This is a genomic window from Streptomyces sp. NPDC051576, assembly GCF_040681835.1.
Classification (GTDB): domain Bacteria; phylum Actinomycetota; class Actinomycetes; order Streptomycetales; family Streptomycetaceae; genus Streptomyces.
The window spans coordinates 637,122-651,472 of the sequence record NZ_JBFAZO010000002.1 but is presented as its reverse complement, the minus strand read 5'-3'; the positions used below and the strand labels follow the sequence as shown (position 1 = coordinate 651,472).

Here is a 14,351-nt window from a genome sequence, read left to right as displayed (position 1 = left end):
CTTGTCGTCACCCGATCACTTTTCCTTGGAAGGAACAGCATGTCCGGCAAGAACAGCCCGCAGCACCAGGCAGCGACGGGCGAGACGGAGTCCGGCCCGGCCCCGGACACCACTGCGGGCAGCGCCCCCGAGGCCGCAGCGGTGCCCCCGCCCACCAGCGGGGAGACGGCCGCCGCGGCGAAGGCGGAAGCGGCTCTTACGACGCCCGCGGTCGCAGCCGCAGCCACGACTCCCGACGGCGAAGCGAGCGCGACCCCGAAAGCGGAACCCGACAACCACGCCGACACGGACACCGACACCGACACCCTGGCCGGAGCCGGTGGCGGCGAGGACACCGCAACGGCCGCCGCCTCCGCCCCCGCCTTCGGCCGTCCGTCACGGGGCCTGCTGGCCGGAGCCGCGATCGCGGGCGCGCTGCTGGTCGGGGTGCCGTTCCTGGTGTCCGGCATGCTCGGCAGGTCGAGTTCGGCCTCGAAGCCGTCGGACAAGGTCGCCGACGCGGGCACCGTGCTGAACGGGGCGACGACCGACTCCGGTGCGGGCGCCTACGGCTCGGCCACCCCGGACCCGACATCCCCCTCGCCGACGACATCGCCCGCCAAGGACGGCGGCAAGAAGAACACGGTGAAGAACGGCGCGGGAGCCGCGGCGGCCGGTGCCGGAGTCGTCGCGGGCAGTTCCGCCGAGGCACCCAAGAAGGCGTCCACCGGCGGGAGTTCGAAGAAGACCACCACGACGAAGGTCACGGCCACCAAGACGGTGATCAGCGCGCCCGGCACCACCATCTACAGCCACGCCTCCAACAAGTGCATCGAGATGGTGGGCCACAAGGGCGCGGACGGCTCACCGCTGGAGATCTGGAGCTGCAACAGCAACAACTGGCAGAAGTGGGACTTCCGTTCGGACGGCACCGTCCGCTCGATGGGCCTGTGCATGGACGTCGCCTGGGGCTCCTCGGCGAACGGCGCGGTGATCCAGCTCGCGGTCTGCAGCGGCAACCCGGCCCAGCAGTTCCGCCTCAACTCCAGCAACGACCTGGTCAATCCGCAGGCCAACAAGTGCGTCGACGTCAAGGACCAGAAGACCGGCAACGGCACCCGGCTCCAACTCTGGGACTGCAACGGCCAGGACAACCAGAAGTGGAGCACGCGCTGACGGGGCGGTGCCGCCGCTCCAACGCGCATCACAGCCCGGCGCCGAACTGAAAATGCGGCGTGCCGAATTCTTGGCGGCCACCTCATTAGTGAACTCTGCCGGAACGGATTCCGAAATCGTCGACAAACGCGTCCAGAAGAAAGCGAGTTGACCACCCGGCCGGTCGGCGCGCCGCGTGGTGGCTGTGGCCGAAAGGGTGCTACACATTCGGCGCAATCACCGCCTCGTCATGCGTTCCGCGGCGCCCAGGAGATCCAGGTTCCTGACTCAGACCTTTCTGACCAGGAAGATTTCATGCCTGACCCTGAGGGCGTCGTGGTCATTTCGAGCCGACTCGGCTGCTTCCGACCCGTGTTCGGAAGCATTCACAAGAAATCCAAGTACTCATGAGTAATGCAGACATAGCCCAGACTCTCGCCGAGTCCGGCGCCGCACGGGCCGGGGCGTCCGCCGGCCAGCCCACAGCGGACGCGAGAGCACGTGTCGAACGCGCCGTACTGCAGATGCACCTCGCCTGGGGCGTCGCGTGGTTCATCGGATTCGGGCTGCTCTTCTTGCACGACGGGCCGGACAGCCGGACCTTCGTGTCCATGCCGGCGTGGCTGCCGATCACCACACTGATGGTGTTGCTGGTCGTCGCGGGTGTGGTCACGTTCGTCGTCGGGGCGCGGGCCTTCAGCCGCGATGCCGTGGGCGAGTTGATTGCACAACAGGCCAGGCGGTACGGCGCTGCGTGGTTGCTGGGCTTCGTGGGACTCATCCTGACCATCGGCAAGATCACCAGCGACTTGCCGGACGAGACCAAGGGCCTGCTGTGGGGGGCCACCACCACTGGTCTTGTCGGTGTGCTGCACATAGCCGGAAGCGCTCTCTGGGGCGACCGCTCGCGGCTGCGCTGGGGCATCTGGGTCACGTTCATCAACGTGGTCGGCGTCATGGCCGGGCAGGGCTGGCAGGACCTGATCATCTGCGTCGCGGGTGGCGCCCTCTCCCTGATCCTCGGTGGCCGCCAATGGACACAGAGCAGGAGTTCCTCATGACCGCCACCGCCACTGCCACGGCCACAACCACCGGGGTCGCGCCGACCGGGCGGTCCGGTCGGGCGAGCCGGCCGGAACGAGGAATCGAGGGTCCCCTGACATGCGGCTGATCTTCGCTTCGGTCGGCGCGTACGGCCACACCATTCCCCTTGTCCCGCTCGCGCTCGCGGCCCGTGACGCGGGGCACGAGGTGGCCTTCGCCACGGACCTGTCCCTCCACCCCATGCTGTCCGAGGCGGGCCTGAACCCGATGCCCGCGGGCACCACGGTCCGGGCGGCGATCGGTGAGGTGCTGCGGCAGACGCCCCCGGGCGCCCGGCCCAACGCCTCACCGCAGGCGTTCGGCAGCGTCCTCGCACGGCGTGCGATCGCCGACCTCACGCCGGTCCTGCGGACCGGGAAGACCGACCTCGTGGTGTACGAGGTACTCAATCCGGGTGCCGGAATCGCCGCGGGCCTGTCCGGCCTTCCCGCGGTCTGCCACGGCATTGGACGGGTCTCCGGGGGACCGAACTGGCGGGCCATGAGCGACACATGGGTCGCCACCGCGCGGGAGTCCGGCCTCTCGCTCCCCGCGACCGACCCCCAGTTCTTCGGCAATCCTTATCTGGACATCTGCCCTCCTTCGTTGCAACAGGCGGACATCGTCGCCCTGCCGGACCGGATCCCGATGCGTCCGGCCGGCTGGTGTCAGGGCGCCGAGCTGCCGTCCTCCCTGGAGAACCGTGACGCGAGCCGCCCCCTGGTGTACCTGACGCTGGGTACCGCGTTCGGCGAGGCCGGGGTGTTGCGGACGGCGGTCGAGGGCTTGTCACGCCTGCGGGCCGACGTCATCGTCTCCGCGGGCGGTGGGACGGCGGCGGCCGACCTCGGGGACGTACCGGCGAACGTTCTCGTCGAGCGATGGGTGCCGCAGAGTGATCTGCTGCCGCACGTGGATCTCGTCGTGAGCCACGGCGGGAGCGGGACCACCCTGGAATCGCTCGCGCACGGCCTGCCGCACCTCGTCATTCCGCAGGGCGCCGACCAGTTCAGCAACGCCCAGATGGTCGTTGACGCCGGAGCGGGCCGCCGTGTCCTGCCCGCCGACCTCACCGCCGACGTCGTCTTCGAGCACGCCAGGGCGCTGCTGGAGGATCCACGGGCCGGCGCCGCCGCCGGCCGACTGCGAGGAGAGATCGCCGGCATGCCGTCTCCGGAGGAGACGGTCGAACGGCTCACCGCACTCGTCGGCTGAACCGCGGGTGTCGGGACCCACAGGGTGCTCACAGGTTGTTCATTCCGTGGCAAGCGGTATTCATCTCATTTCATGCAATGTTGGATTTGCGAGTTTTGGCCATCACCGCCCGCCGTTCGCGGTGCCGGACGGCCTCCGCACATTCGAACCTTCCCGATGAGCCAGGAGCAGACAGCAGTGGCAACACACAAGAGACGCACGTTTCTCGGACTCGCCGGAGGCGCTGTGGCCGGTGCGGCGGTCTACAGCGGAGCAGACCTGCTGGTGGGCGGAGCGACGCAGGCCGAGGCGTCGGAGAACGCGTCCACCCGGCTGTACGGCGGCACGGGGCAGGACCTCAGGGGTGTCTCGTCGCCGCAGGTGACCGAACTGACGCCGTTCAGGGACGAGTTGCCGATACCGCCCTCCCTGACGCCCTCGCCGCAGGGCATGACCGAGGTGAGCCTCGTCGAGAAGCGGATACGTCTGCACTCGCAGCTCCCCGCCACTCGTATGTGGACGTACGAGGGTTACTTCCCCGGCCCGACGATCGAGGCCCGGCGTGGTGAGAAGATCCGGATCGCCTGGCGCAACAAGCTCACCGGCACCAGCCCCGTCAAGGGCGTCTTCGTGGAGCCCCAGGGCCCGCCGCCGGGCTTCCAGGCGCTGAACACCCCTGGTGCGCAGGGCGCGACGGAGCGGCCCGAGGTGGCCGCGCTGACTGCCTGGACCTCGGTCCATCTGCACGGCGGCCGGCAGCACGCCATCTCCGACGGCGCCCCGGACTCGGGCGTGACGCCGGGAGACGCACAACTCGCCGAGTACAGCAACGACATCGCCGCGGCGCACCTCTTCTACCACGACCACGCCATGCCGGTGACCGCGATCAACGTGATGGCGGGGCTGCTCGGCAACTACCTCGTCCGTGACGAGAACGAGGACCGCCTCGACCTGCCGAGCGGTCGCCACGAGATTCCGCTGACCATCGCCGACGTCAATTTCGACACGGACGACAAGGGACGGATCGACGGCCGACTCCTCGCCAAACGGGTCCAGGTCGGACCGACCATGCCGGGCGTGATGACGTCCGCGCTGCAGTTCCAGGGCCCGTACACCATGGTCAACGGCCGGGTGTGGCCCTACCTCGAGGTGCAGGCCACCGCCTACCGCTTCCGGGTCCTGAACGCCTCCAACGCCAGGCCCTACACCCTTGCTCTGGTGGACGAGAAGACCGGCCAGGCCGTCAAGGGAGCCCTGAAGGTCATCGGCACCGACATGGGCCTGCTCGACAAGCCCGAGGTCGTCGACCAGACCCTCACCCTCACCCCCGGCGAACGGGCGGACGTGGTGGTCGACTTCGCGGCGTTCCGGCGCCGGCGGCTCAAGCTCGTCAACGTCGCTCCCGGTGCTCCGGGCACGCCCCCCGCACCCGCGGGCACTCCCGTCCCGACGGCCGGGGTGCCGTATCCGCAGGTCATGCAGTTCCGCGTGGGCGGCGAGCAGAAGGGCGCCTACGCCGCGCCGAGGAAGCTGGACCGGGACTTCAAGCATCTGACCGCGTCAGACATCCCTGACAACGCTGTCGAACGCTTCGTCATGCTCTCGTTCGACCCGATGGGCATGCCGACCATCATGGAGCTCCAGGAGGCCGCCAAGGTCACGGCGACCGGCAAGGGGATCGTGCAGATCGCCCTGCCCGGCGGAACCCGCACCTTCCGCGTCGTGGCCGAGCACTTCGAGGACGCCACCAACTTCTTCGGCGCGGCGGACAGTTGGGAGAAGTGGACGTTCATCAGCGTGGGTCCGGCCAAGAAGCAGATCCAGCACCCCATGCACATCCACCTGATGAAGTTCCAGCTCCTGGAGCGCCACGCGGTCGACGGCTCGACGTTCGACACGGCGCTGGGCGGCACCACCGCGCCCATCGCGGTCAAGGACCCGATGCCGATCGCCGCCGGCGAGTCGGGGTGGAAGGACACCGTCAACCTGACGTCGAACTCCATGGTGACGATCGCCGGCCGGTTCGGCCGTGAGACCGGACGGTTCATGTACCACTGCCACATCCTCGACCACGAGGACGAGGGCATGATGCGTCCGTTCGTCATCATGCCGCCGCAGGTGCTCACCCTGCAGAACATGATGCTGAGGATGATGAACAACCCGGGCAAGCCTCCGGCCACTTCCGGCGGCGGAGCCCCGTCCATGGACCACGGATCGATGAACATGTCCTGACGGACTGCCGCAAGCCCCGGGCGGCCCTGCGCTTTTACGGCAGGGTCGCCCGTTGGCGGTCCGGCGGCCGGGGACCTACGACCTCAGGGTGACAGGACGCGACAGGGAGCCCTCAAGTCCCCGCAGCGTCACATCAGATGTCCCGGAAGATCTCGATCTGCGCCCCGATCGAGTTCAACCGCTCCGCCAGCTCCTCATAACCCCGGTTGATGACGTACACGTTCCGCAGCACGGACGTACCCTCCGCCGCCATCATCGCCAGCAGGACGACCACGGCCGGCCGCAGTGCCGGCGGGCACATCATCTCGGCGGCGCGCCAGCGGGTCGGGCCCTCGACCAGAACGCGGTGGGGGTCCAGCAACTGCAGCCGCCCACCGAGGCGGTTGAGGTCGGTCAGATAGATCGCGCGGTTGTCGTAGACCCAGTCGTGGATGAGGGTCTGGCCCTGCGCCACCGCCGCGATCGCCGCGAAGAACGGGACGTTGTCGATGTTCAGACCCGGGAACGGCATCGGGTGGATCTTGTCGATCGGCGCCTCCAGTTTGGAGGGCCGGACGGTCAGGTCCACCAGCCGCGTACGGCCGTTGTCCGCGACGTACTCCGGGGTGCGGTCGTGGTCGAGGCCCATCTCCTCCAGGACCGCCAGCTCGATCTCCAGGAACTCGATGGGCACCCGGCGGACCGTCAGCTCCGACTCGGTGACGACGGCGGCGGCCAGCAGGCTCATCGCCTCGACCGGGTCCTCGGAGGGGGAGTAGTCGACGTCGACGTCGATGGTCGGCACGCCGTGCACGGTGAGGGTGGTGGTGCCGATGCCCTCGACCCGTACGCCCAGCGCCTCCAGGAAGAAGCAGAGGTCCTGGACCATGTAGTTGGAGGACGCGTTGCGGATGACCGTGACACCGTCGTGGCGGGCTGCGGCGAGCAGCGCGTTCTCCGTGACCGTGTCGCCGCGCTCGGTCAGCACGATCGGCCGGTCGAGGGAGACCGAGCGGTCCACCCGGGCGTGGTACAGGCCCTCGGTCGCCGCGATGTCGAGGCCGAACCGCCGCAGCGCGATCATGTGCGGCTCGATGGTGCGGGTGCCGAGGTCGCAACCGCCCGCGTACGGCAGCTTGAAGCTGTCCATGCGGTGCAGCAGCGGGCCGAGGAACATGATGATCGAACGCGTACGACGGGCCGCCTCCGCGTCGATCGACTCCATCTCCAGCTCGGCCGGCGGCACGATCTCCAGGTCGACCCCGTCGTTGATCCAGCGGGTGCGGACGCCGATCGAGCCGAGCACCTCCAGAAGGCGGTACACCTCCTCGATCCGCGCGACCCGGCGCAGCACTGTGCGCCCCTTGTTGAGGAGCGAGGCGCACAGCAGTGCCACGCACGCGTTCTTGCTGGTCTTCACGTCGATCGCGCCGGACAGCCGACGACCGCCGACCACGCGCAGATGCATCGGACCGGCATAGCCCAGTGAGACGATTTCGCTGTCCAGCGCTTCACCGATTCGAGCGATCATCTCAAGGCTGATGTTTTGGTTGCCGCGCTCGATGCGGTTGACGGCGCTCTGACTGGTGCCGAGTGCCTCGGCAAGCTGGGTCTGTGTCCAGCCCCGGTGCTGGCGGGCGTCACGGATGAGCTTGCCGATACGTACGAGGTAGTCGTCTGCCATGAGGCCGAGGTTATCTCAGATATGAGATGGCGCCTCTTGAGGGGGCCGTTCGGGTGACGGCCGGTCAGTCGTGCTTCCTGGTGCGGGTCTTGCGCCACCCGAAAGGTCCGGGCAAATCCATCGATGTCGTACGACGTCCCGAAGTGCTGCGTGTGTAGTGCGGACCACGTTTGCCACCTGTGGTGAACGACATGGACCCCTTGTTGATGTTCAGTCGGAGCCAGGGAAGGATCCGGAAACTCTTGCGGAACGTGAGCGGCATTCCCGCCCCCTTTCGTCCCGCATCGGATACCCCGAAGGTGGGCGTATATGGCGGCGGAGGTGATCTGTCGCAGTGAAGGTTGAGCGATTCTCATCGAAGGTTGAGTGGGTGATCCGTTTGTCAGCCACGGCTGTCGTCCTTCGGTTATTTCAATCCGGCGATTCTGTCAGGGCCTTGAATGCCGGGCGGAGCAGGATGGCGATGCGGTCGGCTGGGACGTCACGAAGAGCGGCCAGACCGAGGAACTGGTGGCCGATGGTGATGCCCAGCAAGGTGGTGATGACCAGTGCGGCGCGCAGTTCAGGGTCCTCGGCTGCGGGCAGGGCGGCGCTGACGCTGTCGATCTGCCGATCGAGGGTGACGCGGACGTGATCGGCTGCTGCCGGGTCGGTGAGCATGGAGCGCAACATCACCAGCGTGCCCTCGGGGAGGCCGCCGAGCTTGAGGTCGAGCGTGGCCAGCAGCTGATCGACGAGCGCGTCGGTGTCAGTGACTGCCGGCGGTGAAGGCAACGCCTGCACTGCTTGGGTGAAGAGCTCGCGTTTCGAGCCGAAGTACTGCATGACGAGAGCCGGGTCGACGCCTGCTGCGGTTGCCACGGCGCGGATGGTGGTGCGGTCGAATCCCTTCTCGGCGAACAGCTCCCGGGCGTTGTTGAGGATGCGCAGTTCGGTGGCTCGGCGGCGGTCGGCGCGGGAGGGGTGAGGGGAGGACACCAATTCACTCTACAGCTGTTGACCGAACCCTCGGCCGACTCCTACGGTGGTTGGGTCAACGTGTGTTGAGTGAATGGAGTGATCCCTGTGCCGGACCAGGAGACGCCTGCTGGCCGCACCCCTCGCGAGGTGCTGGCCTGCTATTACCAGGCCATGCTGGACAAGTCCGCAGACGATCTCGCCGATCTGTATGCCGTGGACGCGGTGCACGAGTTCCCGTTCACCTCTCCTGGCTTTCCCCCGCGTTACGAGGGGCGCGAGGCCGTGCGTGCGGGATACCGGGCAGCCTGGGGCGCCAGCCCCGTCCAGGTGGAGGAGATCAGGAAGACCGCGGCTCACGAGACCGCCGATCCGGAAGTGATCATCGCTGAGCACGTCGTGGTGGGAACGCTGCCGGCCAGACGCACGACCTTCACCGTCCCAGGTCTGCTGATACTCCACGTCCACAGCGGACTGATCACGCGGGTCCGCGACTACATGGACGGCCTGGGAGTCGCCAGTGCCAGAGGGTGAACGCCAGACCGAGCTTCTCCGCAGCCGGGTCTCGGAGAAGCTCAACCAGTAGGAGGTGACTGTCCGTCGGTGGTGTTGACGCGGCCGGGCATCTCGTAAGGGCCGCTCTGGGTCACTCGCGTCGGTGGGTTCGGCTGTGCTGCTCTCCTCCGAGAAGCGGAGGAAGAGCTTGGTGACGGTGGTCAGCGGGATCCAGTCGACGTGGCCGTCGAGAAGGTTGTGCCAGGTCTGCGTGGGTGTCGCGCCCTGGAGGTAGTGCTCCCGGATCGTGCGGTAGGTGTCCTCCGACATCGAGGCCCGCAGCGGGGGCTTCGGGTCGGGGAAGCGTGGATTGAGGACTCGTCTGAGGAGCCAGAGCGGGATCTTCCACGTGTCGGCGATCTGCCGCAGGCCGTTGTTGTTCCTGCGGGCGTTGTGCTTGATCAGCGACGTGATGTTGTGTCCGTTGTTGTCGTGCAGCGCCGCGTGGTGGTGAAGGCGGAGGTCGGACGGAGCCGGCTCGGCGGCGGGGCCGGCGTCCGCGAGGGTGTTGACCAGGACGTCTGCCGAGCGTCCGCTCAGTGCGGCGAGACGGCTCAGCTGGGGTCTGCGGCCGGTTTTGTGGGGCGGAGGCGTGAGGTGCTGCAGGAGTTCGCTGGGTCTGAGGTGGTTGGCGCGGGCCAGCCTTTGGATGTAGTGGTCGGTCGTCTCGCCGAGCCGGGGACGGACGTTGACGGGGAGAGGGGCAAGAGGCAGGGGCAGGGGCAGGTGCTCGGTCACTGCTGGCGCCTCGTCGCGGGGTGCTGATGGGAGGTCTGTCGTTGCAGGCTGCCCATGGACACCGAGATGTCGTGGATGTCCATGAGCTCTGTCCAGATCTCCTTCGGGCCCATCCCGCTGACGATCATCGAGTTGATCTGTGCCTTGACCGGCCCGGTCATGACGTACCGGTTCCTGGGGGTCTGACGGTCGGGAAAGACCGCGGAGTCCAGGACACGGCGGACCAGCCAGCGCGGGACGTTCCATCGCTGGGCGATCTGCCGGACGGTTGTGTCGCCTCGCAGTGCGTCGTACTGGATGGGCAGTGTCATGTCCAGGCTGTCCTGCTTGAGCGCCTTGTGGGTGTGGATGCGCAGGGTCCTGGGCGTGGGCTTCGCCCGGCCGCGGGCGGAACTGGCGTCCGAGAGGGCCCGTTGCAGGGCGGTCTCGGAACGGCCGGAGACCGCGGCGAGCCGTTCGATGCGGGGTTTGCCGAACCAGTTGGGCGGGCCCGCGAGGAAGCAGTGCAGGTTACTGGGCTTGAGGTGGTTGGCACGGGCCAGGCGCCGGACGTAGGAGTCGGTGCTCTCGCCGAGGCTGGGGCGGACGCTGACCGGAAGCTCGGCGATGCGTTCGGCAGATGACCCGGTCACCGTCTGGTCACCGCGGCCCTGGCCGGGGACGAGGTTGTCTGGGCGGTGTGATCCAGGGGTATCGCCGCGAGGGACTTCTTGGTGATCTTCTCGGTGCCGGTGAGGATCGCGTCGATCGCGGCCCCGCGGATCGCGTGGGACAGGGCGCCGATCATGCCGCCGGTCCGGTCGTGCAGGTAGCGGTCGAGAGCGGTCAGCGTGCCGCGCTGGTGCTCGTGCAGCAGCAGGGTCTGCTCAAGGGTTGCGACCAGGCCCTTCCATTCCGTGCCGTAGGGGAACGGATGGGTGGGGATGAGCGTGAACCTGCCGGCGATCTGCGCGCCGCGGGTCCCCGAGAGCAGGTTGCTGTGCTCGATGTCGATGCCCGCGTAGATGAACGTCGCCGGGATGCGTTCGGAGAAGTACTTGAGGGTGTCGGCGACTTCGGCGCCATGACGGCTGGTCAGCGAGATGTTGTGGAGTTCGTCGACCAGGATGAGGCCGGTGCGGGTGTCGGTGCAGACACCGACGACGGCCTCGATGAGGTCGGTGATGTTGGAGGTGCGCCGGACCGGCAGGCCGAGGAAGCGGGCGAACTCGGCGGCGACCATGCGGGCCGTCGCGGCGGGCGGGACGGTGATGTAGACGACCGGGATCCGGTCGCGGACGTGCGGATGACGTGCCCGGTCCAGGAGTTCGTGGGACCGGCCGAGCTGGGTGATGGCGATGGTCTTGCCGGTGCCGGCCGGGCCGGAGACGATCAGCCCGCGCCGGGCGCTGATCGCGTGCCGGTTCAGCAGCACCAGGCGGCGTCCGCAGGTCACGGTGTGGCGGACGGTGGAGGTGGCGACGACCAGCAGCCGGGCGTGGTGATCGAGGCGCGCCTCGTCATAGACCTCCTGATCGAGTTCGGACAGTGCCGCGTACTCCTTCGGCGTCAACAGCCGTGGCGGGGGCGGGGGATCGGCGGTGAAACGGCGCCATCCCTGGCGGGTGGTCAGGTGGAGCCCGGCCTCGTCGTCGACGGTCTCCAGGGTGGCGCCGGCTATCGGGCCGGGTTCGGTCACTTGCGTCTCCACGGATCTTCGAGCGGATCGAACAGCCCCAGCGGGATCACCTCGGCCAGCGGTTCGTCGTCCTCGGTGGGCGACGAACCGGTCTCCGGCCCGGCGGCAGGCGGGGGCGTCGGGACGGGCGGGGCGGCCTTGGTGCGGGCGGCCACCTGCCTGTCCCGGCGCGTGCGTTTCTTCGGCTTCGTCTCCGCGTTGTCCGGGCCGGCGTGCGCTCGGGTGAGCAGGGCGGCGGCCGCATCGGCGATCTCCGCCTCGGTGCCGGCGGGCAGGCCCCGGGCGGCGTGGTCCCAGGCCAGTTCACCGAACGGGACCGGGGTGTGGCGCAGATGTTTCCAGGTGGCTTCGGTCCACTCGCCGTCGCCGTGGTGGTTGCGTACCCAGATCCGGGAGATGTCGTAGGGGTCGTGGTGGACCTCCCACAAGCCCTTCTTCTCCGTGACTCCGGAGTGCTGGCGCCGGATCAGGCCAGGGCCGTCGTAGGTGCGGCGCTTGATCCGGATGCCGTAGTCGTTCACCGCCCGCCAGACCGAGGGCAGCAGCTCGATGTAATCCTCACTGCTGAGCGCGACCGGGACGTAGCCGCAGGCTTCGACCAGGGCGGTGTACTTCTCGTTCGGCGTGAACGACCGGCCCGGGAGCAACGGGTCGCGCAGCCCGTCGTGTTCGCGATTTTGCCACCGGGCAACGAGCCATTCGTCGAGAAGTTCCTGCAACTCCGGCAGCGACCACAGCGGCTGCTTGTCCAGGTTGCGGCCGCGGTGGTCGGTGCTGCGGCCGGTGTAACCGGCGACGAACTGGGCGAAGAGCGTGCCGACGGAGTCCAGCATCTTCTCCACGTGCCCCTTCTGGAAGGGGGAAGCCTTGTGCGTGGGCTGGAAATCGATCTCCAGGAAGCGGCAGGACGCCTTGAAGTTCCGGGAGATGAACGCTTTGCCGTGATCACAGACGACCATCTCCGGCACGATCACCGGCTTCGCGGCTGCGTGTTCCAGACGTTCGTCGATGTCCAGCAGCCGCCGGTGCGGCAGCACCGACCGCGACATCCGCAGGGCGTCCGCCCAGCCCGGCCGCATCAGCTCGGGGGTGACCGTGCGGGCCAGCAGTACGCTTGCGTCGACCGCCTTCGTCGTGGGCCGCAGCACCGCCGCGGTCACCGTCCTGGTCGCGACATCGACCATGCCGGTGAGTTCGACTTTCCCGACCACCCCGTCATCGAGGCGGACCAGCACGTCCAGCGGAGTGGAGTCGATCTGCACCACCTCGCCCGGCGCGAACACCGTCCACTGCCCGAACGGTGCCTTCGCCCCGTGGGTGCGCGAGCGCCGGTTGCGGGCCGTTGACGAGACGGGACTGCCCTGCGTCAGCTTGGCCAGCAGCCGGTAGAGCGTCGCCTGCGACGGCAGCTCAGCCGTCTCACCCTTCTCCCGCAGGATCTCGCCGGTCCGCCAGATGACGTAGGTGCCGGTGCGAGTGGAGTCGTCCTCACCCTCTTTGATCGCCTTCCGCATGGCCTCGACCACCGCGTCTTCGACCGAGCCGAACCGCGGCTTCTTGCGCACCGGACGCCGGTCGGCCAGCCCCAGCAGCCCCTCGGCCTGGTAGCGACGGCGGAAGTTGCCGACCGTACTCACACCGACCCGATAACCCGCAGCCGTCAGTTCGGCCGCCTTGGCCCGCTCCCGCGCGGTCAGCGAACGCAGGGCCGGATCGTAGTCAGGCCGAGGCCCGGCATCCTCACCCGCACTCGGATCGACGCCGTGGAGAACCTCCAGGATGTGACCCTCCCACCACAGGGCCTTCTCCCTCGCGTGCTCCGGAAGCGCCTCCAGCAGCGACACCGGCGGCAGCGGCATCCGCACCACACTGCTGAGAACCTCAAAGCCCTCGTCGCCCAGCAGCATCGCCAGCGGAACATCCCGCGGGGAGCCGCCCTCCCCGGACAGCGTCACCGCACGAGCGGACACCGCGAGCACCGCCCGTACCTGCCCGGCGAACCGCACCCGGTCACCCACCCCGAGCACAGCCGGCCTCGACAGCCTGCGCATCTGGATCCCCTCACCGCGTGTGCCCGGCCTCGGACGCAGCAGACCGTGACCCCGGCCCTCCTGCTCCAACCCGCCGGCAGTTCCGTCGGACGTGTGCACCACAGTGCCACTGCCCAGCAGAGCCCCACCAAGATCAGCGCGAAGGGCTCCGGCCCACAGCAGATGAAACAGCACCGGCAGGACCCGCAGCACCGACCCGGCCTCCTCGGCTCCCGCCCGCAGCCCACGAGGCTGCCGGAAGACCTCCAGCAGACGCTCGGCCACGTCCCTCTCACGGCCGCACCGCCCATGCCGGTAGCGAGCCAGCCACCGCACATTCGCCATGAACACCGGATCGGGGACGCCGACGTGCACAAACTCCCAGCCGACCGCCGAACAGGCCCGCCCGGTCGCCGTAAACGCCTCCGCGGTCCGCTCGTCGACATCGTCCTCGGCACGGACATCGACCACCCGGGCACGACTGTCGGCCAGCCGTACGAAGTAGTCAGGCGCGTGCCGCCGCCGCTTGGCCCCCTCACGCCAGTGCAGCCAGAACGGCTGCGACGCGATCCCCACCACATCGGGATCGAAGTCCAGAAGGATCAGCCGGTCCCGCTCCAGCCACGACTCGTAGCCCACATGACTGCCCGTGGTCCCCGCGTAGTACCAGCCGGGAAAGCTGCGATCGCCCTTGTTCCAGCGGAAGCCGCGTACCGGCGGTACATCCTCGAACCGGACGCCCCAGCCAGCACCCAACGCAACGTGACGACGCCGGCCATCGTCGAAGAAGTCTAGGTCAAAGGCGCTGAGCACGGGGTCGCCGTACGCGTGTACCGGTTCCCCCACCGTCTCCCCAGACAGTCAGCCCTAAACGATCACTCAACCTTCGGTGAGAAAACCTAGCGGTCACCAACCTTCGATGACAACGCTCAACCTTCGCTGCGAGAGATCAGGAGGGATCCGGGCATGACCAGCCCGCCCCCATGTACTAGAGTTATCTCGACATCGAGATATCTGCCGAGGTGCACCGCAGTCGCACACTCCGCCGATCCCGGGAGTAAGGCTTACCTAACTTAGCCTGACCTTA

The 14,351-nt window shown here is 68.2% G+C and carries 11 protein-coding genes; 5 read left to right on the top strand and 6 right to left on the bottom strand.

The genetic code is table 11. The features are described from left to right. The first annotated feature begins 39 nt into the window (after positions 1-39). The 4 genes from AB0M63_RS08735 (at position 40) to AB0M63_RS08720 (ending at position 5,643) form a co-directional block, all read left to right on the top strand. Positions 40-1,155, top strand: coding sequence for an RICIN domain-containing protein (locus AB0M63_RS08735; RefSeq protein ID WP_366018887.1), 1,116 nt, complete (start codon positions 40-42; stop codon positions 1,153-1,155). A 386-nt stretch (positions 1,156-1,541) separates the two neighbouring features. Beyond that, positions 1,542-2,195 (top strand): hypothetical protein, encoded by a 654-nt coding sequence (locus tag AB0M63_RS08730; RefSeq protein WP_366018886.1) that lies wholly within the window; start codon positions 1,542-1,544, stop codon positions 2,193-2,195. A 100-nt stretch (positions 2,196-2,295) separates the two neighbouring features. Then, positions 2,296-3,432: a glycosyltransferase gene (locus tag AB0M63_RS08725; RefSeq protein ID WP_366018885.1), complete on the top strand. Its 1,137-nt coding sequence runs from the start codon at positions 2,296-2,298 to the stop codon at positions 3,430-3,432. A gap of 177 nt (positions 3,433-3,609) precedes the next feature. After that, positions 3,610-5,643, top strand: a complete 2,034-nt coding sequence (locus AB0M63_RS08720) for a multicopper oxidase domain-containing protein (RefSeq protein WP_366018884.1) — start codon at positions 3,610-3,612, stop codon at positions 5,641-5,643. Positions 5,644-5,776: 133 nt separating this feature from the next. Here AB0M63_RS08720 and AB0M63_RS08715 read toward each other — a convergent pair whose 3' ends face one another. From AB0M63_RS08715 to AB0M63_RS08705, 3 genes are all read right to left on the bottom strand, one after another. Beyond that, positions 5,777-7,306: a UDP-N-acetylglucosamine 1-carboxyvinyltransferase gene (locus AB0M63_RS08715; protein ID WP_355901983.1), complete on the bottom strand. Its 1,530-nt coding sequence runs from the start codon at positions 7,304-7,306 to the stop codon at positions 5,777-5,779. Between the two features lie 64 nt (positions 7,307-7,370). Further along, complete coding sequence (locus tag AB0M63_RS08710) at positions 7,371-7,568, bottom strand: DUF4236 domain-containing protein (protein ID WP_355901981.1); 198 nt, start codon at positions 7,566-7,568, stop codon at positions 7,371-7,373. Positions 7,569-7,717: 149 nt separating this feature from the next. Next, the gene (locus tag AB0M63_RS08705) at positions 7,718-8,284 is read right to left on the bottom strand and encodes a TetR family transcriptional regulator (RefSeq protein WP_366018883.1); all 567 of its coding nucleotides are present in this window, start codon (positions 8,282-8,284) and stop codon (positions 7,718-7,720) included. An 87-nt stretch (positions 8,285-8,371) separates the two neighbouring features. On the opposite strand from AB0M63_RS08705, the gene AB0M63_RS08700 reads away from it, so the two are divergent. Then, complete coding sequence (locus AB0M63_RS08700) at positions 8,372-8,797, top strand: nuclear transport factor 2 family protein (RefSeq protein WP_366018882.1); 426 nt, start codon at positions 8,372-8,374, stop codon at positions 8,795-8,797. A 755-nt stretch (positions 8,798-9,552) separates the two neighbouring features. Here the strand turns inward: AB0M63_RS08700 and AB0M63_RS08695 are convergent. The 3 genes from AB0M63_RS08695 to AB0M63_RS08685 are packed head-to-tail and all read right to left on the bottom strand — an operon-like array spanning position 9,553 to position 14,020. After that, positions 9,553-10,188, bottom strand: a complete 636-nt coding sequence (locus AB0M63_RS08695) for a hypothetical protein (protein WP_366018881.1) — start codon at positions 10,186-10,188, stop codon at positions 9,553-9,555. After that, positions 10,185-11,234: an ATP-binding protein gene (locus tag AB0M63_RS08690; protein WP_366018880.1), complete on the bottom strand. Its 1,050-nt coding sequence runs from the start codon at positions 11,232-11,234 to the stop codon at positions 10,185-10,187. The genes AB0M63_RS08695 and AB0M63_RS08690 overlap by 4 nt, the downstream gene beginning before the upstream one ends. Continuing rightward, a complete protein-coding gene (locus AB0M63_RS08685; protein ID WP_366018879.1) occupies positions 11,231-14,020 on the bottom strand; it encodes a TnsA-like heteromeric transposase endonuclease subunit in 2,790 nt (929 codons plus the stop codon). The genes AB0M63_RS08690 and AB0M63_RS08685 overlap by 4 nt, the downstream gene beginning before the upstream one ends. Positions 14,021-14,351 lie beyond the last annotated feature (331 nt).